This is a genomic window from Vibrio navarrensis (assembly GCF_015767675.1).
Classification (GTDB): domain Bacteria; phylum Pseudomonadota; class Gammaproteobacteria; order Enterobacterales; family Vibrionaceae; genus Vibrio.
Window position 1 is genome coordinate 227,405 of sequence record NZ_CP065218.1, and the last position, 23,598, is coordinate 251,002.

Below are 23,598 nucleotides of genomic sequence, written 5' to 3' on the forward strand. Positions count from 1 at the left end.
AGATATGGTAAACAAAGAAAAGCTGCAAAACGCCGCTAAGTGCAAGATTTTTCTGGTTATACAAAATGGCATATTGAACTGACGACATATTGAACTAAAAAGAAGGCCGCGTTTGTTGCGGCCTGTTTACTTATCATTTACTAGAGTTTGTCGCTCAACTAAAAATCACTGCGGCTAATAACCCAGCGGAGAGCTTTTCTAGCGACGGCCAAATGATGACCTGCTCAATCATCTCGGTACCATCGGAGGCATGTCGCTTTCTACACTCAGTGAGTGTGCCACCAATGCTTTGATAAAACTCGATCGCATCTCGATTGCTGATATTCACTTCCAGATACAGTCCGCGATCTGAAAAATAGTGCTGCTGCCAGTTGGAAACTTCTTGCAGTAATTTCTTACCGATCCCGCGTCGCTGAAAATCACCATCTACATGCAGAGAATCGATAAAGGTCCCGAGTTCGAAGTCATGGTTGCCAAAAACACAAGCAAAACCCAACAAAAGCCCCCCCTCTTCGGCCAGAATGACGTGCTGACCAAAAGGCGGATTGGTCAAACGAGTTTGCCACAGGGCGAGTTTTTCCGTTTGCACATCGTTTTGCAGGTAACGTCTGCTGAGAATCTTGCTGTAATGCCGCTTTAAGCTATCCGCATGCAGATAAGCGACTCTCTCATAATCCACATATTCTGCCGTTTTAAATTCCATTTAACAGTCCGTCCGTCTATTAGAAATCCTTTTATAGAGCATTAATACTACATCCTCTCACCAACAAAGCAAAACATGTTGTTCACATTATTTATCAATTAATTTGACTTACACGTGTACGCTGATAATCTAGCGAACAATTGTTAGCTCAAAAATGAGGTGTCCTTTGGAGACGCAAAAACCACCACTCATCTGGTTGAATATATTTATTTTCAGCTTTTCACTCTTGTTAGCGTTGGTAGTCACTCCTTGGTACGCATTAGCGCGTGGACTGACCGTCTGGCATGTACTTTGGTTTTTTGTTGCTTTTAGCTTCACCAACCTTTCGATTACTGCAGGCTATCACCGACTATGGAGTCATAAGACTTATGAAGCACATTCGCTGCTTCGAGTGCTTTTCGCCATAGGCGGTGCCTTTTCGCTGCAAAATAGCATTTTGCATTGGTCATCCGATCACCGACGCCATCATCGTCATGTCGATGATTTCGATAAAGATCCCTACTCAGCGTCGCGCGGATTTTGGTTCTCGCATATCGGCTGGATGCTACGTCACTATAATCAAGAGAATTATTCTGACTACTCAAACTGCCGCGATTTACAAAAAGATCCCATCGTGATGTGGCAGCACCGCTACTACGTGCCTTTGGCGATAGCCACTAACCTAGGTATTCCTTTATTGCTTGGTGCGTTTTATCAAGATTATATCGGTATGTTGCTCGTGGTTGGCGCACTGCGTTTGGTCGTGAGTCATCACAGTACTTTTTTCATTAACTCACTCGCCCACATTTGGGGCTCTCAGCCGTTTACCGATAAGAACAGCGCTCGGGATAATGGGATATTAGCCATCTTCACCTTCGGCGAGGGCTATCACAACTTCCACCATATTTTTGAGAACGATTATCGGAATGGCATCTATTGGTGGCAGTACGATCCGACGAAATGGCTGATCAAAAGCTGTTCTTGGATTGGGTTGACGAAAAAACTGCGCGTAACCCCGCAACTGAAAATCGATACCGCAAAAGCGGCGCAAATGTTTAAAAAGGCCAAAGTGAAATTGGAACAACAAGCAGAAGCGGCTTCACTGCATGAGCAATTACAGAGGGAATTTGATAGTTTAACCGCGCTCATGAAGGAGTATTACGAAGCGAAGAAACAATTACTTGAAAGTAAGCGCCAAAATGCGACGCAGAAGTATGAAAACGCACTGCTCACCATTCGTTACAAGCAGCTTAAAGCCGACCTCGCGGAACGTTACCGCTTATGGAATCAATTCGTCGAAGCGTACGCATAACCTGCAGTATATAAAGAATCGGGGCTCCGTTTGGAGCCCCGATTCTGTCGACAAACCGCATTAAATCTTCAGGACGTATTTGTCCATCATGGCCACCATCCGGCCAATCTCTGGTTTCGTGATAGTGTCATTGGCACCTAAAGCCAACGCTTTCGCGCGGTTGTCTTCACTCATCAACGAAGAGAACATGACGATCGGCATCGAATTGTACTCTGCCGTCTCCCGCAGACGCTTCACCAAGTGCATGCCATCCATACGAGGCATTTCGACGTCGGTTACCACTGCATCAATCAACTCACTGACAGGTAATCCTTCCTCTTTCGCCACTTGGATTAGGCTCATTAACTTCTCAAACGCTTCGCCGCCATCTTTACAAGCAATGATGTTGTAGCCTGCAGAGCTGAGCGTATCTTGGATCAGTGAACGAATAAACGCTGAGTCATCAACCACCATGACCGTTTTCGCATTGCGCTTAGAGACCATACGCTGGTTAAGATCGACCGAGCGATCCACCTTAACATCGTATTTTTCCATGCTCAGTTCAGGGTTGATATCGGCGATGATCTTTTCGAAATCTAAGATCATGATCAGGTTGCCATCTTTACGCACGACAGCGACCACGCAATCTTGCTCACCGGCTTCCAAAAACTGGCTAGGTGATTCGACATCATTCCATGAAATACGGTGTATGCGGCTGATACTATCGATCAGAAAGCCGTTAGTCATCTTGTTAAAATCGGTCACGATCACAAACTTGCGCGCCAAATCTTGGCGGGTTGGCACGCCCAACCATCCGGCGAGATCCACCAGAGGAGTTAATACATCTCGCGAGGAGAAAACGCCAATCATGTGAGGCTGGGCATTCGGATAGTCTGTGGTTTCCGGCACCTGAATCACTTCACGCACCTTAGCGACGTTAATCCCGTAGTAGCAGGTTTTCGTTCTGCCGTCAGGTAACGTTTTCTCTAAGTGAAATTCAATGATCTCAAGTTCATTGGTCCCACTTTCTGTCAAAATTGTACTACTTGGATGGCTCATGTCTTTACATACTTCAGGTAGTGAAAGCGCCGCAAACATTGCGTCGTCTTTATTATTTATTAGTTTATTTTTAACTGCTTAGACCCTATTTGTAAATCGGCAAACTTCCTAGCAGTTCAAATAATTCGCTAAAAGTGCCGTAAGTGAGTGCTTTCTAGGGCAGACACCACTCTACCATCAATAATAGTCACTGTTTGCCGAGTTTGTAGAAGTTTTGCAATTAAACCACACAAAAAGCAATAGATTGCACTGCGTGTTGATGAACAACAATCCTGACGAGTAGCAAAATAAAGGGGGAATACAATGACAAAGTCCGGTTTAAGCAAACGCTCAAACCGGACCATCGTTCTTTTAAGCTTGACCTTAGCGTACTATTCGATGTGCACGTACTTGCGCTTAAACTCAGAGGCCGACGCAAAAACGATAATCGACAATAAGGTAACCAAAGCTCCAACACTGTAAATTAACTGTTCATGGACTAGCAATTGGTAGCCGCTTACCAAGGATATTAACAACACTACCAACAAGTTCAGTCGATGCAACCAAGGATGCTTGACTGAAAAAACCGCGTATTTTGCACCAATCATCTCTTCTCATTCTTTATTAGATTAATAATTTACAGCTCAATAAAACCACACTATTTGTAAAGATACAATTAATTACTGAGCTTTCTGGGCAAAAAAATCACACACTTCACCCTCGCATAAAACATCTTTTATATCATAAATATAAGGATAATTTATAGACCGATTAGTAATAGCAAACGCACAGAAATGAGCCAATTTAAAAACAAATTATTGAATAGCTTTAAATTCAATGTGTTCCGCTTTCCAACAGCTCATTCAGAGTGAGATCGCACACTGTTTCTCTCAACCAGTGTAGGTTCCAATTGGACAACTTGCACTTCCTGAGTCTGCTTATTGATCTTCTTCAGTAGCGTTTCTACTGCCGCTTTGCCTAAACGGTATTTGGGTTGATGGATGGTAGTCAGTGATGGGGTCATAAATTTGGCGATATGGATGTCGTCATAGCCGACAATGGAAAGCGACTTAGGAATCGCGATCCCCGACTCATTGGCCGCATTGATCACACCCATTGCCATCATGTCATTACAGACGAAAATGGCACTGGGTAGTGAACCCGACGCGTGCATTTTCTTAAACGCTTGATAGCCACCTTCGCACTCAAAATCCGCTTCCACAATCCAGTTGGCATTGAAGCATAAGCCCGCTTCATTGAGAGCGCGCTTATAGCCTTCATAACGCATCTGTGCTTGATGCTTAATCAGTGGTCCGGTAATGCAGCCTATTTGTGTGTGTCCAGAATCGATAAGATGCTTGGCAGCTAAATAGCCGCCACGTAAAGAGTTGTCTTGGATTTTGTCACTTTGGAACAGCATGGGGCCCCAATCCATCACCACGATAGGGATGTCAGGATACTGTTCAAACACATCTAGCTTTTCTCCTTCGAGAGAGGAACACATCAAGATCAATCCATCGACTCGCTTTTGCAATAGCGTATTAATCGAAGACTTCATGCGCTCGTTATCGCCTTCGGTGTTACAAAGAATCAAGTTGTAGCCTTGAAGAAAACAACTGCGCTCTACTCCCTTAACCACCTCACCAAAAAAGGGATTGGTTGAGGTGGTCACAAGCATGCCAAGCGTGTTGGTACGGTTGACTTTTAGGCTACGAGCGAGTGCTGAGGGCGCGAAATAGTGGAGTTCTTTGGCGGCCTTATTGACTCGCTCAGCAATCTCTTCACTGACAAATCGGGTTTTGTTGATAACATGGCTAACCGTTGAGGTAGAAACCCCGGCAAGTCGGGCGATATCTTTCATGGTTGCCATGTCGTTCTCCTTGATATACGGCTAGAGGTGCTCAGCGAGAAAGGCGTCAACTTCTTTACGGGTTGGGATAGAAGTTTGTGCCCCAAAGCGGGTCACGGAAATGGCCGCCGCGGCATGAGCAAATTTGATGGCTGATTCTAAAGGCATCTCTTCTAATAAGCCAGTGACCAAGGCCCCATTAAAGGTATCTCCTGCGGCGGTTGTGTCAACTGCGTCCACTTTGAATCCCCCAATCAGTTGGCCTCGCCCATTTTCGCTCAGCCAAACGCCTTTTGCTCCGAGAGTAATCAACACCATTTCTACCCCTTTGGCGTGTAACTTGTTGGCCGCTTGCTGCGCGCTCTCATCGTCCGTGACCGTGACACCAGTCAGCAACTCAGCTTCGGTTTCATTCGGGGTAATCATCGCCACGCATGCTAGCAGTTCATCCGACAACATTCTGGCGGGCGCTGGATTTAAAATCACATTGGTTTTCGCTGCTTTTGCCACACTTGCGGCGCGTTCAATGCCACAAATGGGTGTTTCCAGTTGCATCAACAAAAAGCGCGCAGCGCGGATCCTATCCAAGTCCGATTCTATGGCTTGTGCGCTTAACTTCGCGTTTGCTTCTGCGGAGATACAGATGCTGTTTTCGCCACTGTCTGCCACTTGGATCATGGCAATGCCCGTTGGGCAATTCGGCTGCATTTTAACGCCGACAGTGTTGATGCCATCCATTTTGAAACTTTCGCGGATATTGATACCAAAAGCATCATCCCCAACACAGGCAATAAACCCCGTGTCCGCGCCCAAGCGAGCCGCGGCGACGGCCTGATTGGCTCCTTTTCCACCTGGGATCACTTGATAATTACGCCCATGTAAGGTTTCACCAGGACGTGGAAAAGAAGGCACTTGAAGGACATGGTCAGCGTTAACACTGCCTAATACCACTAACTTATTCATAGGGAATCCTCAGCTCAGACGAGCTTACTTGCTTTGAATGTAACCGATGGGTTTGCGCTCTTGAGAAAAACGCACAGCCATCGGCTGGCAAATGCCTGAAAAATTTGGCTCCCAGCCTGGGCCATCATCAAATGCCGGGAGCCAGAGGTTTACACTTACTTAGTCACGACTTTGAGTGGTACAGGAATGTACTGTTCGACTTCACCACCTTTAAGTACTTTGTCGGCCGTTTCGATGCCCAATGCACCAATCAGATCAGGTTGCTGGGCGATGGTTGCTGCCAACTTGCCACGATTCACCGCCGCAATCCCGTCTTCTGTGCCATCAAAGCCGACGATCACAACCTGTTTTCCAGACGCTTGTACTGCGCGCAGTGCGCCTAGCGCCATCTCATCGTTTTGCGCGAAAACCGCTTGCACATCCGGATTCGCCGCCAGCAGGTTCTCCATGACGTTCAACCCCTTGGTGCGGTCAAAATCAGCGGGCTGGCTGGCGAGCACTTGCATGCCACTCTCTTTCACCGCGTTCATAAAACCTTCGCCACGCTCACGAGCAGCGGAAGTGCCTGCGATGCCTTCAAGCTGAATGACTTTGGCTTTTTCACCCACTTTTTCAATGATGTAGTTACCTGCCATTTCACCACCAATCACGTTATCAGAGGCGATATGACTGACGACTTCACCACGGCTCGCGCCGCGATCGAGTGTCAACACAGGGATCTTCGCCTGATTGGCCATGCGAATAGCATTGGAGACGGCATCCGAATCGGTTGGGTTGATCAAAATGGCTTTTACACCGCGAATGGTTAGATCTTCCACATTAGAAAGCTCTTTGCTTGGGTCGTTTTGCGAATCGAGTACGATCAAATCGTAACCCAATTCTTTCGCTTTGCTTTCTGCGCCATCTTTCATGGTGACAAAGAACGGATTGTTTAGCGTTGAGAGTACGATTGCCATCGTATCTTGTGCCTGTGCAGCAACAGAAACAGTGGAGCTCAGCAGCGCAGCAGAAATTAAAGTGGCCAGTTTGTTCATGTTATCGTCCTTATTGTTGTGTAGGGGGAGCAGAATGGTCCTTCCGCTCATTGGTTACTTATTCTTGTTGTCCACCATGACGGCCAGCAGGATCACCGCTGCTTTTGCAATCATCTGGTAGTAAGAGGAAACATCCAATAGATTCAGTGCGTTATTTAAGAAGCCGATGATCAGTGCGCCAATCAAGGTGCCCATAATGCGCCCTTTGCCGCCCATTAAGCTGGTTCCACCGAGTACCACGGCCGCAATCGCGTCCAACTCGTACCCCATACCCGCGGTAGGCTGTGCGGACGAGAGACGCGACGTGACGATGATGCCAGCCAGCGCGGCCAACAGACCACAGATGGCGTACACACCAATCTTGACGCGATCAACATTGATACCCGAGAGGCGAGTTGCCGATTCATTGCCCCCCAAGGCGTAGACATAGCGACCAAAACGGGTGTGATTAAGCAAATACCAAGCCGCGGCAAACACCACCACCATTAACCAGACTGGCACCGGAATGCCTAACGCATAGCCTGTACCGAACCAAGCAAACGCATCAGAAGCATCACTAAAGCCGGTTGAAATAGGACGGCCGTCGGTATAAACCATGGTCACACCACGCAGCAGCGTCATGGTCACCAGCGTGGCGATAAATGCCTGTACTTTGCCTTTGGCGATAATGATGCCGCTGATCGCGCCCAACGCAGCGCCAGCAACCAAAGCAGTGGGAACGGCAATAAGCACCGACACTTCCATTGCGACCAAGCTGGCCGCAAAAGCGCCGCACAACGCCAACACCGAGCCGACACTCAAATCGATCCCCGCGGTGAGAATCACCAGCGTCATGCCCACCGCAATAATCGCGTTAACGGATGTCTGGCGCAGAATGTTCAAAATGTTGTCGAGGGTGAAAAAGTTTGGATTCAAAAAAGAGACAACAACGATCAAAAACAGCAACGCAATCAGCGATTTCTGTTCAATCAACCACTCTTTACTCAGCAGTTTTTTGCCGCCTGTGTTGCTCGGCTTACTCATGGTTTTACTGTTCATGCTGCTTCCTCAGATAGCGTTTTACCGACTGCACACGCCATCAGTTTTTCCTGATTCGCGTCTTTTGCATCAAACTCACCGGTGATGCGTCCTTCGTGCATAACTAAGATGCGATCACTCATGCCAAGCACCTCAGGCATTTCCGACGACACCAAAATGATGCTCATCCCCTCGGCCTTAAACTTATTGATTAATTGATAAATTTCTTTTTTTGCCCCGACATCCACACCACGTGTCGGCTCATCGAGGATCAGTACTTTAGGCCGCGTCATCAACCCTTTGGCAATCGCCACTTTTTGCTGATTCCCACCCGATAGGTTGCCAATAATCTGTTCGCGGCTTGGCGTTTTGATATTGAATAGCTGGATAAAGTCATCCACCGCCGTCACTTCATCGCCATGCTGGATTTGCATCCCTTTGCTCAGTTTATCCAGCGCGCAGAGTGTCATATTCTCTTTCACCGACAGCCCCAACACCAAGCCATCGCCTTTGCGATCCTCGGAAATGTAGGCGATGCCGTTAGCTAAGCCATCTTGCGGGCTCACCGGATTAATGGTTTTCTGGTCAAGGTTTATCACCCCGCGCTCACTCGGCAGCGCACCGTAAATCACCTTCATCAGTTCGGTGCGCCCTGCGCCCATCAAACCGGAAATGCCGAGGATCTCTCCACGTTTTAGGCTAAAGCTGACATCATGCACACCAGAGCCTGTGAGCCCCGCTACTTGCAAACAGGTCTCGCCATGTTTGACTTCAATGCGTGGGTACTGCTCTTCTAGCTTACGGCCAACCATCATCTCGATCAGCCCCTCTTCATCTGTCTCCGCCACAGCACATTGAGCAATGAATTTTCCGTCGCGCAGCACGGTAATGTCGTCGCAGATCTCGAAGATCTCTTTGAGACGGTGAGAGATATAGACGATGCCGCAGCCTTGATCGCGCAGTTCGTTGATCACACTAAACAAGGCTTGCGTTTCCGTGTCCGTCAAAGCGTCGGTTGGCTCATCCATGATGATGACGCGCGACTCAAACGAGAGCGCCTTGGCGATTTCCACCATCTGCTGCTCGCCCAAACTCAGTTCACCGAGTAGCGTTTTCGCGCTGTGCTTCACTTTCAAGCGGGCCAGCAGTTTATCTGCCATCTGGTACATTTTGGCCCAGTCAATGCGGCCAAATTTGGTGGTTATTTCACGGCCAAGAAAGATGTTTTCCGCGATAGTCAATTGCGGGATCAGATTCAATTCTTGGTGAATAATGCTGATACCGGCTTGCTGGGAATCTCGCGGACCTTTAAATGTGGTTTCACGACCTTGATAGAGGATGCTGCCAGCGTCTTTGTGGTAAATCCCCGTCAGCACTTTCATTAAGGTGGACTTGCCCGCACCATTTTCCCCCATCAGCGCCATCACTCTGCCGGGATAGACATTGAGTGACGCTTTATCCAGCGCTTTAACGCCCGGAAATGCTTTCTCAATGTTGTTCAGTTGCAGTATCGCCTCGCTCATACTTTGCCCTCACGTTCTCGCCGCTTAAAAAACCACGCCGGCCTGAAAAATGACGTTTGCATAAGGCGTACATTCGCCCGTTCTCACCACCGCTTTGCTTTGCTGAGTACGTTGCTTAAACTCTTGATGAGACACATAGGAAATGGCGATGCTCTTGCCAGTGCGTTCTTGCTCTTGCTGCAATTGAACAAGCAGCGCCTGATGAAGCTCTGGGCTAACTTGAGCAAACTCCTCCGCCATTACCACCCCTTCAATCTGTGATTCTGACAAGAAAACGCCAACCGTTTCAATAAAACTGGGGACGCCATGGGTCAGCGCCAAATCAATGCGCGTCACTTGATCGGGAATGGGTAAACCCGCATCACAAATGGTGATCTCATCGGTGTGTCCCAAAGTGGCCACTAGGTAAGAAAGGTCAGAGTTTATCAGGGTACTTTTTTTCATTGTGCGTCTCTCGGTACGTTGGAAAAATCCGAGTCATCCTCGTCGGAAAATCATCATCGAAACGTTTCGATGAGATAGTATATCGCGCGGTATAATTTGCTATTGCTCCCCACTCAATCTGTGATAGCGATCTTGCAAAGTTTGGCTCGTGGTAAAAAAACAGCGCAATCGATCACAAATAGATTTCGACAAAATTCACGAAACCAGTATTCTATGTCGAGCAAATTGTTAACAAATGATCTTTCTCGTCACGTTTTGTTTCAGGAAACCTTAGCCCTATGAACCTTGCATTGCTCTCTGCTTTTGTTCCAACCTTCTTCTTTGTCTCGATTACGCCCGGCATGTGCATGACGCTGGCGCTGAGCTTGGGCATGAGTATTGGCTACAAACGCACATTATGGATGATGATCGGTGAACTCGCCGGAGTGGCGTTGGTCTCGGTGTCGGCGGTGATTGGTATTGCGGCTATCATGCTCAACTACCCGATGCTGTTTGTCAGTTTCAAAGTGCTAGGCGCGCTCTATTTGATCTACCTTGGCGTACAGATGTGGCGCTCGAAAGGCAAGCTAGCATTATCAGGCGATGGTAGCCCCGTCACGGTCGGTGGTAACTGGAATTTGGTGATGCAAGGCTTTATCACCGCCATTGCGAACCCCAAAGGTTGGGCGTTTATGATTTCGCTGTTACCGCCTTTTATCGATCAATCGGCGCCACTTACCCCACAACTAATGCTGTTAGTCGGCATTATTCTTATCTCGGAGTTTGTCTGCATGACGCTCTACGCCACCGGCGGTAAGGGGCTAAAACGCATTCTTGGCAAGTCACAAAATGTGCGGACGCTCAACCGAATTGCAGGCAGCTTGATGGTCGGCGTCGGCATCTGGTTGTTCTTTAGCTAAGGAGCCATTAGCGCTTTCTGAACACCCAGATCGGCCCGATGAGGAGAAACTGCACGTCTTCAAAAAAGGACGGCTTTTTACCTTCAATTTTATGGCCGATGAACTGCAACAGCCACAAGCAGACAAACAGCGCCAGGGCGATAGTAAAAACGGGCAGTTGCAAAAGCGCTAAGCTCCAAGCCAGCGCGATGCAAGACAAGGTATAACCGAGCATCAGCAAGAAGACGCTCAGTGAAAGGCGAAAATAAAACACCCACACGGGTAAGGCAGCGAGCCAGACCCAATTGAGTGTCATGCCAGACAAAGTAATGGGGGGAATGGACCAGATCAGCGCCACCACAGAGAAAAAAATCCCCGGCACTGCGATGGTGTGGATACGCTGATTGATCGGGTGTTGATGGCTTTGCCCGTAAGCGTCAAGCCACTGAGTCAAGGTACGCATCGTTTCCCTTCCTAATTGCGCTAAAGTGGCCGCTGTGATTTGGGCAGTTTGGCCACCACTAAGTCATAAGAGCGCTGACACAAATCTTCGATCAAGCCATCCTCGACATCGCCAGCAAAATAGACTGTAATCCAGTGGCGCTTGTTGGTGTGATAGCCTGGCGTGATGGCGCTAAATTGTGCACAGAGCACTTCGCCATCTTCAGGTTTCGCTTTGAGCGTGACGTACTCTTTTCCTTCACGCGTGGCCAAAATAGCAAACATTTTCTCTTTAACCTTATAAACCAGAGCGTCCGGGCCAAAAGGAAAATCACTTTGCGCGCAGTTGAAGGTGTCTAGGTATTGCTGTAACTCGTTGATCGTCATCGCTCTCACCAACTATGGAATCCGGTGCATCATAAGATGCCACTGATTAATGATAAGTTAAGCATTAGAAATGCCTTGTTGTGAAGCGACACATAAAAAAAGAGAGCTCACGGCTCTCTTTCGTTTTTCTCGTTACCATTTTTTCATTAAGCGACCGACCAAGCTCGGGTGGTAAGTCCAACAGTGATCAAACATCGACATCAACTCAGGGTTGCCATATTTGGACAGACTTACCGCGTGAAAACGGTTTTGTTGCAACTTAAGCTGCTCGACCTTCGCCAACATCTCTTCCGACTGTCTCGGCGCGATAAAATCAGACAACACCACCAGATCCGCGTTGCGATACTTCTCACCACTCATCAGCTCAATCGATTTAAGCAACACGGGCTCAAACGCGGTGCCGCCATGAAAGGTATAAGTAAGGAAGTCCGCCGCTTCACGCAAGCCATCTTGGCGAGTCAGCTCATAGGTGATCTGCTCGGTGGAGAATAAGATCACATAACAGTCTCGCTCTTCTGCTAACGCAATCTGCATCAGCGCATACGCCATCGCTTTAGCGCTTTGCTCTGGAAAACCACTCATCGAGCCCGATGCGTCAACACAAATAACAAACGGCCCTTTTTCGATTTCAACTTGCTGGTTATCTGGTTTATGCGCTTTTACTTTACGCAGGGTGCGCGATTTGCCTTTGACTCGATAGTTCATTAAACGTTTATCGGCCAAATGCTTGTAAAACACCACTTCCAGCTCCGGATAGGCGAGAAACATGGTTTCATTCGGCAGCAGTTTATTAAGATCATCACTCTCGTGAATGCCGACAATGTCATCGGTGGCTTCATCGCTTTTCTCTTCCACCATCTGCAGCTCTTCCGCTGGTGTACGGTAGAGATCCGGATCATCCACCTCATTCGCCATGCGGCCAAGCTGCTCGGCTATCTCTTGCAAGCCTTTGTTCTTTTTTAGAAACTCGGCGTAGCGTTTCATTACGGAAACGTCCGTTTTGCTCAGCTTAGCCGCCGCCATATCCCACAGACGACCAACGCTGCCTTCATCTCCACCGTCGGTCACTTTGTCCATGCTTTTCATGGTTTCCATGCGCTGATACATGTCGGCGAGCATTTTCTCTTTGTTCGCTTCCAGCTCAGTCACCTGCGCTTGTTTGACCGCGTCGCTTAAACTCTGATACCACTGATCGCAGAAGTAGTGTGGAAACATGGGGTTAAACACCCCTTTGTTTTTCTCCAGCAACCTACGCGCCTGCATGTAAAACGCGGAATGCCACTCCAGTTTTTTCACTACCTCATCGATCTGCTCGAAAAACTCGCGCTCGCTAAGGTGAATGACGCTTTGATAGAGCGAAAACTCTTGCTGGAAGCGCTCGGTTTCACACACTTTGGTAATACGCCGTTTAACGCTACCGCGCCATTGAAGCAGATGGTTTTTTACCGAAGATTTTACACCTTGGTTTTCCGCCATCACCATGAGTTGCGAACGGGCCATTAAATCATTCACCGCAGACTCAACAATGCCTGAGTCTGCAATCATTAACGCGAGGTTAAGGCTATCGGCTCCCAGCATGGCGGCTCCTTACGAAAAGTACTCGTTGAGATGCTTAATGCGGAACATGGTTTTCTCACTCTCGCTTTTGGTGGTTTCCAGCGTGTGATTGACCTGTTGCAGCGTTGCTTCCATTAAACGAGGCAGTTCCGGATCAATGAAGTTGTGCGGCAAGGCACCATGAAAATCGCTGCGCGCTTTACGTAAGTGGTGTTCAGCCTCCGTGAGTTTGCTAAAAGCGCTGTCACATTTTTCTACCCACTTTTGGTAGTGTTCTTGATTAAGCCCCTCTTTCGTCACCAAACTGACCAGCACCGCGCGGTTGGCAATATCACGAACGACTAGGTTGTTCGAGGCATCAAGGTCGAACTTAAGGCGGCACAAATTGGTATTTTGATTAACAAAACCATAGAGGTCGCCATGACCTTCTTTGATCAAGCGATCCAACTCATCTTTTTGCACATACACCCATCGGCTATCGCCTCGTTCAGATTCAGAGACTGACATGTTGCTTTGCAGTAGCACCAGTTTGACCAAATTGCGCGTTGGCCCAACGCTGTAAATGCGCGCTTCTGAAGTATCAAAATGGTGTACTTCTTTCCCTTTACGCAAAAGACCCGCCGAGGATTCCATCGACAACACTATGCCGTACTGCTCTTCCAGCTCCTGCTGAATGTCCGCCAGCTCTTCGCGACAATGGTCGATTTGGTGCTGTACGTTCTTTTGATCAAACGCGTGGTTAAGGGCAAATTCTTGGATGACAGAAGTGACCACGTCACGAGAGTCAGGACTATTCCACAAGCAGTCTTGCAGTAACAGCAGATCCAGTGGATTGATCTCATCACGACCATTGAAAAAGGCACTCGCTTTGAGAAGGCGCACCGCCTTTTTCCAGCGACGGTCAGAGACATAGAGATCCATGTCAGCCGCATCGTAGCCTTGGGCTTCCACTTTCTCTTCCAGCATCGATTTGAGCTGATAGAGCTTTTCAAACACTTTATCGTTGAGTTTGAGTGACTCGAGCGCCTGCTGCCACTGATGATACTCTCCATCGGTGATCGCCAAACCTTCAGGAACGCGCGCTTCTTCTGGCGTACCGACCGTCAGCATCGATTTGAAATTTTGCTTGTTCTGAATTCGGTTGACGAAGACACGTACCAACATTCGATCGTACAAGGCTTCGAGGCCACTATCTTCATCCGGTAATTCGTTAGACGCAGAAATCAGCAGACGCATCGGCACACGCTCGATATCGCTGCCATTTTTAAAGGTCTTTTCGTTCACCACGGTAAGGAGCGTGTTTAGGATCGCTGGTCCTGCTTTCCAAATTTCGTCTAGAAAAACTACTTGCGCCGTCGGTAGATAGCCTTGGGTTAAGCGCACATAACGGCCATTGTCTTTCAGCTCTTGAATGCTGAGCGGACCAAACACTTCTTCTGGCGTGGAAAAACGCGTCATCAGGTATTCAAAATAGCTGCTGTTGTCAAATGCTTGGATAAGGCGCTTTGCAATCAAGCTCTTAGCAATACCTGGAGGGCCAAGAAGAAACACGCTTTCGCCAGCCAAAGCGGCCAACAGACAAAGTTTGATGGTGTATTCACGTTCATAGACGCCATCAGCCAGCGCTAAGGACAGTTTGTTAATTCTTTCGGAAAGTAACGCTTTGTCTGCGTTTGACGCAAAAGAGGGGCGAATCATTACGTTACTCCTGATTCAGATCGATATGGTTACACGTACTTTTATACATTTGTTATCACTTTGTTACAAGTGTATTTTGTGCGGAGGAGTCCTTATATCAGAAGTCGCTTTCGCTTGACAACGGGTAAACAAAGATTGCATTTATGGGGCGCAAATCACTGATTGCGCAATCGATAAAGCAGCGTTTGCACAATTACTGCTTTTTTTTGGCTTGGTTAGTGCGTATCTTGTCTGCTGAGTTTTTTTTACAAATCTATTAACTAGGAAAGTCGTTTTGACATGAGAAAAATCATACATAAATGGAAAAACATCGCCCTGGTTGAAGAAAATGTTGCCCTACCTAACGGCAAATCTGTCTGCCATACCACCATCCAACATCCCGGCGCAGCGGTCATTTTACCCGTCACAGCATCAGGCGAAATTGTGCTGATCAATCAGTATCGCCCTTCGTTAAAAAAATGGCTGTTGGAACTTCCGGCGGGCACCAAAGAGGCCAATGAAGATCCACTCACCTGTGCTCAACGAGAGTTAGAGGAAGAAACAGGTTACAGTGCAGAGTGCTTTTACTCACTGGGTCAAGTCACGCCGCTGGCTGGATTTTGCGATGAGATCCAATATCTGTATGTGGCAAAGCAGCTGCGCCTAACCAATCGCTATCAATGTGATGACGATGAAGTGATTCAAGTCGTCACTATGCCAGTCTCGCAATTAGAAGAGAAAATTATTGACGGCAGCATCAGCGATGGCAAAACCATTGCTTGTTTGAGTAAAGCCAAACTGTGCGGTTATCTCTAAAGAGAAAAAGTCACCAATAAAACAGTAAAGTCAGGAGAAATGATGGCTAGTAATAAAATTGATTTTCGCTCCGATACCGTCACTCAGCCTACCCCGGCGATGCGTGAGGCCATGGCCAACGCGATGGTTGGCGATGATGTCTACGGCGATGATCCAACCGTCAATGAGTTAGAAGCGTTTGCCGCGAGCGAAACGGGTTTTGAAGCGGCGCTTTTCACCACTTCGGGCACTCAGGCAAACTTACTCGGCTTGATGTCTCACTGTGAACGTGGTGACGAATACTTGTGTGGCCAACAAGCGCACAACTATCGTTACGAAGCGGGCGGCGCGGCGGTGTTAGGCTCGATTCAGCCGCAGCCGATTGAGAACAATCCAGATGGCACATTGCCTTTTGATAAACTCGCCGCTGCGATTAAGCCCGATGACAGCCATTTCGCCCGTACCAAGCTGCTTAGCTTAGAAAACACCATCAACGGTAAAGTGTTACCACTAAGCTATCTTCAACAAGCGCGCGCTTTTACCAACAAACATGGGCTGAAGATGCATCTTGATGGGGCGCGTGTCTACAATGCCGCCGTAGCGCTGGATGTTCCAGTGCGTGAAATCGCTCAGTATTTCGATTCCATGACCATCTGCCTGTCTAAAGGGCTCGCCGCGCCTGTCGGTTCTTTGCTTTTGGGAAGCAAAGAGTATATCACTAAGGCGCGTCGTTTGCGCAAAATGGTTGGCGGCGGTATGCGCCAAGCGGGCATTTTAGCCGCCGCAGGTAAATTGGCACTGACCGAGCAAGTGAGCCAACTCAAAACAGACCACGACAACGCGAAAGCGCTGGCACAAGGGCTTGCGACACTGCCCGGGTTTGATGTGAATCCGCAATGGGTGCAAACCAATATTGTGTTTGCCAAACTCGATGATAGCGTCGATATCGCAACCATAGCGCAAAAGCTAAAGCAAGAGCAGATCATCGTGTCTCCTGGAAATCCAATCCGCTTTGTCACTCATAAGGACATCCGTCGCGAAGACATCGATCGGTTGCTCAGCGTATTACGCTCCTATTTATGATTTTCATGGCAGAGCATTGTGATTTTTATGGCAGAGCGCGTCACTGACGATGCTCTGCCCATTTTACTCAGAGCATTTTGTTTAACCGTCATTTGGAGTCTCCACTGCAATGGCCACACAATTCTTAGCTGATTCTCTCCAAGGTCTACGTGTGATTGACGCTTTGGATGTCGATGATTTACCCAGCGGCGAGCACAAATTCTGGTTTCGCGTTGCCAGCAACGCTTTATCTCAGTGGCAACATCTGCCTGTGCTGGTCTTTAAAGGTGAGAAACCGGGCAAAAAATTGCTCATCACTGCTGGCGTTCATGGCGATGAATACAACGGCGTACTCAGCGCACAAAAAGTGGCGCGTGATCTGGTCGGGCAGAGCTTAGCTGGCGTCGTGACTATCGTCCCCACCATCAACTTAAGTGGTTTGCTCAATCACAGTCGCGATTTTCATTCCGCCGATCCAGACACGTCGGCCGTCAATCTCAACCGTCACTTTCCCGGCAATGCCAAAGGGAATGAAGCCAACCGCTACCTCGATACCTTGTGGCAAAAACTGTTAAAGCCCAACGCACAATTGGCCATCGATCTGCACACACAAACCAGCGGCGCAGCGTATCCTCTTTATGTTTTTGCCGATTTTCGCCTGCAAGCTTCGCTTGATATGGCTCGCTGGTTAAACCCAGATGCCATTCTCGATGACCCGGGAGATGCGGGCGTGTTAGAAACGGTCTGGAATCAACACGGTGTCCCCTGCATTACGGTTGAAGTGGGCATGGGGCGATACACGCAATTTGACCTTGTTGAACGTACAGCCACGGGAATCAATAACATTCTGACGCACTTGAAGATCAAAGACGGCGTCCCCTCAACGCCGATATCTTGCGTGCAAGGCAAAGAGATTATCTCACTGCGCGCCGAGGTGGGCGGCTTTGTCATTCCGCAGGTTGAGCTGCTACAAGCCGTTTCCCCGGGCCAATTGCTGGCTCTTCAGTACGACAGCTTTGGTGAAGAAATGGCTCGCTACACCGCGCCTGTCGCCGCGACGGTTCTAAGCCACAACCTTGAACCCCTGCGCGCGCCGGGCGCTTTAGTGGTGCGTTTGATTCGCTAAGCCCACTCGCCTCTCAACACGTTGAGAGGCGAAACGACTGATGAAATAGCTTATTGATTTTGCTAAGGTATGGTCAAAACAATAATCAAGAATAGCCAATGAGCGTGATAGAGTTCTGCCAAGTCAGCAAGTGGTACGGTCAATTCCAAGCGTTAAAATCAATCTCGCTGTCCGTGCGCAAAGGGGAAATTCTCGTGATTTGCGGCCCATCCGGTTCGGGGAAATCGACGCTGATCCGCACAGTCAATGGCTTAGAATCGATCGACGCAGGAGAAATCCGTATTCTGCCCGATTTGCAGGAAAATCCTCAAAACCGTGGCAAAATCGGCATGGTTTTTCAACACTTCAATCTCTTTCCTCACCTGACAGTGAGACAGAACTTAACCCTGTCGCCGATGAGAACCTTGAAATTAAGTCGCCATGAAGCCAATCAAAGAGCAGAACAGTTGCTTGAACGAGTAAAAATCGCCGATCAAGCCGACAAATACCCAATCCAACTTTCTGGCGGGCAACAGCAGCGTGTGGCGATTGCACGCTCTCTGTGCATGCAACCCGAGATTTTATTGTTTGACGAGCCAACATCGGCACTTGACCCAGAAACCATCAACGAAGTGCTGGATGTGATGGTTGATCTGGCCAATGATGGCATCACCATGATGTGTGTCACGCATGAAATGGGCTTTGCACGCAAAGTCGCCCATCGCGTGGCGTTCATGGACGAAGGAGAAATAGTAGAAATCGCACCGCCAGAGCAACTTTTCTCGGCAGCGCAGCACCCGCGTACGCAACAATTTCTCCAACAAATTTTAGGTTCGAGGTAGCGATGGTTAGCAATAAAGCCATGCGCTTAATTAAACCTATTCTGCTGGCAATGGTTCAAGCGCTGCTGATGTTTGCCGCACTGGTCTGGTTGCTCGATTCAGGAGCCAAAGCAATGGGCTATCAGTGGCAGTGGCATCGAGTTCCTGACTACATTCTCTTTTTTGAAGATGGCGAATGGTGGGCCGCTGAACTACTGCAAGGTCTTATGGTCACGTTGCAGCTCACTGCCATCAGCCTTCTTTTCACCTTGTTACTGGGGCTGACCACCGCCCTACTACGTCAGTCACGTTCGATTGTCGGCCGAGCCCTTGGCACTGGTTATGTCGCAGTGGTCAGAAACACACCGCTGCTGGTGCAAATTTACCTGCTCTATTTTGTTTTTGGCCCAGTCATTGGGCTGGATCGCTTTTCAACCGCCGTGCTCGCGCTAGCGCTGTTTCAAGGCGCTTATACTGCTGAGGTTTTGCGTGGCGGGCTCAACGGCATTGCGCAAGGGCAATACGAAGCAGCAAAATCACTTGGCTTGTCGACCTTCTTTACTTTCTACGATGTGATCTTACCGCAACTTTTGCAACGAACTCTCCCACCGTTGACCAATGAAATGGTGTCTCTGATCAAAAACTCGTCTATCGTCAGTGTGATGGCCATTTTCGATCTCACCACCCAAGGCAGGAATATCGTCTCTGAAACGGCAATGCCCTTTGAGATCTGGTTTAGTGTCGCTGCCATCTATCTGTTACTCACGTTAAGTCTGTCAGCACTTTCTGCTTGGCTGGAACATCGCCTCGGTGCTCGCTGGCGTTCACATTAAACACATTTAAGGGAAGAAGCATGAAACTGTTTAAACACCGAATCGCTCGCTTAAGTATTGCAGGGCTTCTCACTGGCCTACTCGGGATCAGCCTGACCACACCATCACTGGCTAGCGAAAGTACAACTGCCAACCTCGATAGTATCAATCAACGCGGTACGCTGCGTGTTGGTATGTCTACCTTCGTTCCATGGGCAATGCGTAACAAACAAGGAGAACTGATTGGCTTTGAAATTGATGTCGCCAAGCGCTTAGCGGCTGATTCCGGCTGGAAAGTCGAATTTGTTCCAACCGCTTGGGATGGCATCATTCCCGCTCTCTTAGCAAAGAAATTTGACGTCATCATCGGCGGTATGTCCGTCACCCCAGAGCGTTCAAAAAGCGTGCTGTTTACTGCGCCCTATTCTCACTCCGGCGTGCAAATTGCAGCCAGTAAAACGCTAGCAGCCGATTTCACCTCGATGGAAAAATTCAATTCGCGCCGGGTGAACATCGCCGCTAGACGAGGCGCATTTACCGTGCAAGTGGCCCGCGAAACCTTCCCGAAAGCAACCATTCTACAGTTTGATGACGATGCTCAAGCGTTCCAAGAAGTGATCAACGGTAATGCTCACGCCGTAATTGCCTCCAGCCCAAAACCTGAACACGAAACCATTAAACATAGCGATAAACTGTTCCTGCCGTTTAGCGAGCGCCTTGCCAAAGGCAATGAAGCGTTTGCGGTGCGCCTTGGGGAAGAAGACAAAAAAGCCTTTTTCGACACTTGGATCCAAACGCGCATGGCCGATGGCTGGTTGCAACAACGTTACGAGTACTGGTTCTCGACGTTAGATTGGCAAGATCAGATTGCATCGGGCCAATAACCTATGACGGTTAAATCGCATCCACCTTTTCGCTATAAACTCAGCCCGCTGGATGTCGGGCTGAGCCTCTTAATTATTGGCCTGCTGGCTTGGCTCTACCACCGTTCTTCAGTTGGCATTCATTATCAGTGGCATTGGCAAGAGGCGCTTGAACTCATTTTCACTCCGCGCGCCGATGGCAGTTTGCCATACTTTTTTCAAGGAGTGCTTGCCACGTTGAGGCTAAGTTGTTGGTCGATGCTACTGGCTTTGATACTGGGCACCTTGATTGGCATTGCCAGAACAAGCGAACGTTCGATGCTGCGCGTTCCTGCCAATGCGTTTGTGCAGTTAATCCGTAATATTCCACCATTGGTGTTTGTCTTTATTTTCTACTTCTTTATTTCTAACCAACTTATTCCGTTACTTGGTTTGGAAACACTTTTGCGCAATTACCCAGCAACGCCACCAGCGGCGATAACTTGGCTGTTTGGCCCCGCCAATTTGTGGGAAAACTTGCTCTCCGGTGTGATGTGTCTCGGTTTGCTCTCTTCGGCTTACATTGCCGAAATCGTTCGCGCAGGACTGCGTAGCATTGCCAAAGGTCAGTGGGAAGCTGCGGATTCACTTGGCCTCTCCGCTTGGGTCAAGTATCGTTTTGTGATTGGTCCACAAGTATTGGCATCCATTACGCCAGCGTTAGCAGGGCAAACTATCTCGCTGGTGAAAGAAACCTCTATCGTCTCTTTGATTTCCATTCAAGAGCTAACCTTTGTGGGCAGTGAGGTCGCCAACTCTTCCGGTTTTATTTTCGAAATTTGGCTGATTGTCGGTTTTTGCTATCTGCTGCTTTGTTTCTCTTTGTCTACCGTGTTCAAGCGTATTGAACTGCGCAGCTTAAAGTATTTACGCCGTTAGAGCGTCTTATAGCAAACAGGGTTTAAGAAAAACTCCTCTCGTCCGTTAATGAGTGCTTACCTCGTGGCGAGAGAAAATGGTGAAGAATTGGACTATCCGCAGGATGCCGCTCGTGTGCTGTACAAAAATGATTTTGATGGTTTGTATCTTCGCCTTGAAAAAGCCTCCACAACCAATAATCTTGATCGCTTAGTCGTAGAAATTGACAAGCTGGCGTCTGAGTTACCCGCTAACTTCAATGATATCGCTGAGCTGCGCTTTCAAACTGCCAACAAGTATTTGCAGTTTTCAGATATCCTGCTTAAAAAGCGCCAAGCCAATAATGCGCGCAGTGCGATGAAAAAAGCCAATGAACTGCTTCAGCAAATCGAGCGTGGTAACCTAAAAAGCTAACTTTGCAAAACGCCATAAAACGAATGTCTTTATGGCGTTTCTGAAAATTAACAGGACAATCATGGCAATCAATATTCTGGTCACTCGCCTTACGCGCGGTGACGATTTGAAAAAAGCGCTGGCTGACATAGTCACCAAGCACTCTATTCGTGCGGGCAGTATCACCTCGTGTGTGGGCTCACTCTCTGCGCTGAACATCCGCCTTGCGGGCGCTGAGCAAACGTTGTCACTTGAGGCACCTTTTGAGCTGGTTTCGTTGATGGGGACACTAACGGCCAATCACCAGCATGTGCATATTGCGGTGTCTGACACACAGGGCCGCGTTTGGGGCGGACATCTTCTTGAGGGCTGTTTGATTGACACCACCGCTGAGCTCATCATTCATCACTATCCCGACTTAGTCTTTCAGCGAGCATTTGACGAGCAGACTGGATTTAGCGAATTGGTTGCCGATTAGAACTCTCGCCACCCACCCCACTTTGCACTTTAAAACGCAAAGGCGGGGGGATGTTCGTCTGCTTGGCTAGCGTAGCTGCTGGTTAAAGAAGCCAAGCGTACGCTGCCAAGCCAACTCTGCCTCTTCTTTCGCGTAGCGTGCGGTCGAATCGTTGTGGAAACCATGATTAACATTGGCGTAGATAAACGCTTGATAGTTGGCATTGATCGCTTTGAGGTCCGCCTCGTAATCTGGCCAAGTATCATTGACTCGTTTATCCAGCTCGGCAAAGTGCAGCATCAGCGGCGCTTTGATGCTCCGGCGCAGAGACTTAGCCGCGGGTGTACCATAAAATGGAACGCCTGCATTCAATTCTTCACCCAGCACCGCTGCCAACAGATTGACCACGTAACCGCCGAAGCAAAAACCAACGGCACCCAGCTTACCGCTACTATTTGGATGTGACTTGAGATATTGAGCGGCAGCAATAAAATCTTGCTCCACTTTCTCTCTGTCGAGGCTTTTTTGCATCTCTCGCCCCTGATCATCATTGCCGGGGTAGCCACCCAGCGGCGCTAATGCATCCGGAGCAAAAGCAATAAAACCCACTTTGGCCAAACGCCGAGCGACATCTTCAATGTAAGGATTCAGTCCCCGATTTTCATGCACCACCAAAACCGTGGGAGTCGGCTGAAGGATCTTTGCTGGCGTGACCATATAGCCTCGTCCTTCCCCATACCCCAGCGGCGATGAAAAGGAAACATAGTTCGCTTTGATATCGGGATCGTTAAACGACACTTGCTCAGCTCTGGCATAGTCGGGTAGAAGCGCCGCCGTGATAGAGCTGACACTAAAACCAAGGACTGCCAAACCGGCTAATTTGCCTAAAAACTCACGGCGATCAATTCGGCCGTGGGCATAGTCGTCATACCAATCGAACGCTTCTTGCGGAATCGCTTGGTCTACTTCCTGTTGCAGCGTATTTTTGTCCATTTGCTTGCTCTCTTTTCACTAGGTTCATTAACCATAGTTAACTCGGCGAAAATCACCAAGTGGCATATCACTTGCAAAATAACGTACCCAAACAGTAGTAAACTAACGCTTTCTTAAGCTGTTGACTCGCGTTGATAGCACATCACCAATCGTTCTTCACCATCTCCAAAGTAATTACTTTCTCTATCAATGAGTTGAAAGCCTTCCGATTGATAAAGGCGCAGTGCGGGCTCGTTTTCTGGTGCCACCGTCAGCTTGATTTTTTGATATTGCCCAGTGTGAGCGAGTGCGTGACGCACCAGTTTGCGCGCAATTCCCTGCCCTTGATGGGACGATGAAACGGCGAGTGAAAGCATCCACGCTTCATCTGCAGAGTGATCCGTCGGAGCAATCAAAACATAACCAGCAAGCTGTCTGTTAACCTGCCCAACATACACGCCAGCAGGCCAACAATCGAGTGCTTGGCGGATGAAAAAAATCGGGTAACCGTGTTCGGCGAAAAGTTGCTGTTCGAGCTGTGCAATGGCGTGAATGTCTTCTCTATTTGCATTGCGGATGTGTAGATTCATGTCGGTATTTCATGGAGAAAAATCAAGAGGCATAAGATAGCGCAATTATC

At 48.5% G+C, this 23,598-nt stretch carries 25 protein-coding genes; 11 read left to right on the forward strand and 14 right to left on the reverse strand.

What is annotated here, in order from left to right:
* Positions 1-154 precede the first annotated feature (154 nt).
* Positions 155-703 (reverse strand): GNAT family N-acetyltransferase, encoded by a 549-nt coding sequence (locus I3X05_RS17780; protein ID WP_045572151.1) that lies wholly within the window; start codon positions 701-703, stop codon positions 155-157.
* Between the two features lie 154 nt (positions 704-857).
* Between I3X05_RS17780 and I3X05_RS17785 the strand changes: the two genes are divergently transcribed.
* Positions 858-1,994 carry a fatty acid desaturase gene (locus I3X05_RS17785; RefSeq protein WP_045572150.1) on the forward strand — a complete coding sequence of 379 codons (1,137 nt, stop codon included), beginning with the start codon at positions 858-860 and terminating at the stop codon, positions 1,992-1,994.
* 60 nt (positions 1,995-2,054) lie between these two features.
* On the opposite strand, the gene I3X05_RS17790 is transcribed toward I3X05_RS17785, so the two are convergent.
* The 7 genes from I3X05_RS17790 to rbsD form a co-directional block, all read right to left on the reverse strand.
* Positions 2,055-3,032 carry a chemotaxis protein gene (locus I3X05_RS17790; RefSeq protein ID WP_045572291.1) on the reverse strand — a complete coding sequence of 326 codons (978 nt, stop codon included), beginning with the start codon at positions 3,030-3,032 and terminating at the stop codon, positions 2,055-2,057.
* 838 nt (positions 3,033-3,870) lie between these two features.
* Positions 3,871-4,881 (reverse strand): substrate-binding domain-containing protein, encoded by a 1,011-nt coding sequence (locus I3X05_RS17795; protein ID WP_337971362.1) that lies wholly within the window; start codon positions 4,879-4,881, stop codon positions 3,871-3,873.
* Positions 4,882-4,902: 21 nt separating this feature from the next.
* On the reverse strand, positions 4,903-5,823 hold the full coding sequence (rbsK, locus tag I3X05_RS17800) for a ribokinase (RefSeq protein ID WP_045572147.1): 921 nt from the start codon (positions 5,821-5,823) through the stop codon (positions 4,903-4,905).
* 155 nt (positions 5,824-5,978) lie between these two features.
* A complete protein-coding gene (gene rbsB / locus I3X05_RS17805) occupies positions 5,979-6,857 on the reverse strand; it encodes a ribose ABC transporter substrate-binding protein RbsB (protein WP_045572146.1) in 879 nt (292 codons plus the stop codon).
* Between the two features lie 54 nt (positions 6,858-6,911).
* The gene (gene rbsC / locus I3X05_RS17810; RefSeq protein WP_045572145.1) at positions 6,912-7,895 is read right to left on the reverse strand and encodes a ribose ABC transporter permease; all 984 of its coding nucleotides are present in this window, start codon (positions 7,893-7,895) and stop codon (positions 6,912-6,914) included.
* Positions 7,892-9,397: a ribose ABC transporter ATP-binding protein RbsA gene (gene rbsA / locus I3X05_RS17815; RefSeq protein WP_045572144.1), complete on the reverse strand. Its 1,506-nt coding sequence runs from the start codon at positions 9,395-9,397 to the stop codon at positions 7,892-7,894. Before rbsA ends, rbsC begins: the two co-directional genes overlap by 4 nt.
* 24 nt (positions 9,398-9,421) lie before the next feature.
* A complete protein-coding gene (gene rbsD / locus I3X05_RS17820; protein WP_045572143.1) occupies positions 9,422-9,841 on the reverse strand; it encodes a D-ribose pyranase in 420 nt (139 codons plus the stop codon).
* Positions 9,842-10,119: 278 nt separating this feature from the next.
* Between rbsD and I3X05_RS17825 the strand changes: the two genes are divergently transcribed.
* Positions 10,120-10,740: a LysE family translocator gene (locus I3X05_RS17825; RefSeq protein ID WP_045572142.1), complete on the forward strand. Its 621-nt coding sequence runs from the start codon at positions 10,120-10,122 to the stop codon at positions 10,738-10,740.
* A gap of 7 nt (positions 10,741-10,747) precedes the next feature.
* Here the strand turns inward: I3X05_RS17825 and I3X05_RS17830 are convergent, their stop codons facing one another.
* The 4 genes from I3X05_RS17830 to I3X05_RS17845 form a co-directional block, all read right to left on the reverse strand.
* A complete protein-coding gene (locus I3X05_RS17830; RefSeq protein ID WP_045572141.1) occupies positions 10,748-11,182 on the reverse strand; it encodes a DUF962 domain-containing protein in 435 nt (144 codons plus the stop codon).
* Positions 11,183-11,202: 20 nt separating this feature from the next.
* A complete protein-coding gene (locus tag I3X05_RS17835; protein ID WP_045572140.1) occupies positions 11,203-11,547 on the reverse strand; it encodes an MmcQ/YjbR family DNA-binding protein in 345 nt (114 codons plus the stop codon).
* A 132-nt stretch (positions 11,548-11,679) separates the two neighbouring features.
* On the reverse strand, positions 11,680-13,125 hold the full coding sequence (gene viaA, locus I3X05_RS17840; protein ID WP_337971363.1) for an ATPase RavA stimulator ViaA: 1,446 nt from the start codon (positions 13,123-13,125) through the stop codon (positions 11,680-11,682).
* Positions 13,126-13,134: 9 nt separating this feature from the next.
* Complete coding sequence (locus I3X05_RS17845; RefSeq protein ID WP_045572138.1) at positions 13,135-14,802, reverse strand: ATPase RavA domain-containing protein; 1,668 nt, start codon at positions 14,800-14,802, stop codon at positions 13,135-13,137.
* 279 nt (positions 14,803-15,081) lie between these two features.
* On the opposite strand from I3X05_RS17845, the gene I3X05_RS17850 reads away from it, so the two are divergent.
* The 9 genes from I3X05_RS17850 (at position 15,082) to I3X05_RS17890 (ending at position 22,007) form a co-directional block, all read left to right on the forward strand.
* Positions 15,082-15,597 carry an NUDIX hydrolase gene (locus tag I3X05_RS17850; protein WP_039461640.1) on the forward strand — a complete coding sequence of 172 codons (516 nt, stop codon included), beginning with the start codon at positions 15,082-15,084 and terminating at the stop codon, positions 15,595-15,597.
* Between the two features lie 57 nt (positions 15,598-15,654).
* Positions 15,655-16,659, forward strand: coding sequence for a low-specificity L-threonine aldolase (gene ltaE, locus I3X05_RS17855; protein WP_045572290.1), 1,005 nt, complete (start codon positions 15,655-15,657; stop codon positions 16,657-16,659).
* 109 nt (positions 16,660-16,768) lie between these two features.
* Positions 16,769-17,764, forward strand: a complete 996-nt coding sequence (locus I3X05_RS17860; protein WP_337971364.1) for a succinylglutamate desuccinylase/aspartoacylase family protein — start codon at positions 16,769-16,771, stop codon at positions 17,762-17,764.
* A 104-nt stretch (positions 17,765-17,868) separates the two neighbouring features.
* Entirely contained in the window at positions 17,869-18,585 is a 717-nt protein-coding gene (locus I3X05_RS17865) for an amino acid ABC transporter ATP-binding protein (RefSeq protein ID WP_277914548.1), read from the forward strand.
* A 20-nt stretch (positions 18,586-18,605) separates the two neighbouring features.
* Entirely contained in the window at positions 18,606-19,397 is a 792-nt protein-coding gene (locus tag I3X05_RS17870; protein ID WP_045572289.1) for an amino acid ABC transporter permease, read from the forward strand.
* 20 nt (positions 19,398-19,417) lie between these two features.
* Positions 19,418-20,260: a transporter substrate-binding domain-containing protein gene (locus I3X05_RS17875; protein WP_337971365.1), complete on the forward strand. Its 843-nt coding sequence runs from the start codon at positions 19,418-19,420 to the stop codon at positions 20,258-20,260.
* A gap of 3 nt (positions 20,261-20,263) precedes the next feature.
* Positions 20,264-21,157 (forward strand): amino acid ABC transporter permease, encoded by an 894-nt coding sequence (locus I3X05_RS17880; protein ID WP_193167818.1) that lies wholly within the window; start codon positions 20,264-20,266, stop codon positions 21,155-21,157.
* A 48-nt stretch (positions 21,158-21,205) separates the two neighbouring features.
* Positions 21,206-21,550 (forward strand): hypothetical protein, encoded by a 345-nt coding sequence (locus I3X05_RS17885; protein ID WP_045572132.1) that lies wholly within the window; start codon positions 21,206-21,208, stop codon positions 21,548-21,550.
* Positions 21,551-21,611: 61 nt separating this feature from the next.
* Positions 21,612-22,007: a PPC domain-containing DNA-binding protein gene (locus tag I3X05_RS17890; protein ID WP_045572288.1), complete on the forward strand. Its 396-nt coding sequence runs from the start codon at positions 21,612-21,614 to the stop codon at positions 22,005-22,007.
* A gap of 66 nt (positions 22,008-22,073) precedes the next feature.
* On the opposite strand, the gene I3X05_RS17895 is transcribed toward I3X05_RS17890, so the two are convergent.
* Positions 22,074-22,979, reverse strand: coding sequence for a dienelactone hydrolase family protein (locus tag I3X05_RS17895; RefSeq protein WP_045572131.1), 906 nt, complete (start codon positions 22,977-22,979; stop codon positions 22,074-22,076).
* Between the two features lie 113 nt (positions 22,980-23,092).
* On the reverse strand, positions 23,093-23,548 hold the full coding sequence (locus I3X05_RS17900) for a GNAT family N-acetyltransferase (RefSeq protein WP_337971366.1): 456 nt from the start codon (positions 23,546-23,548) through the stop codon (positions 23,093-23,095).
* Positions 23,549-23,598: the final 50 nt, after the last annotated feature.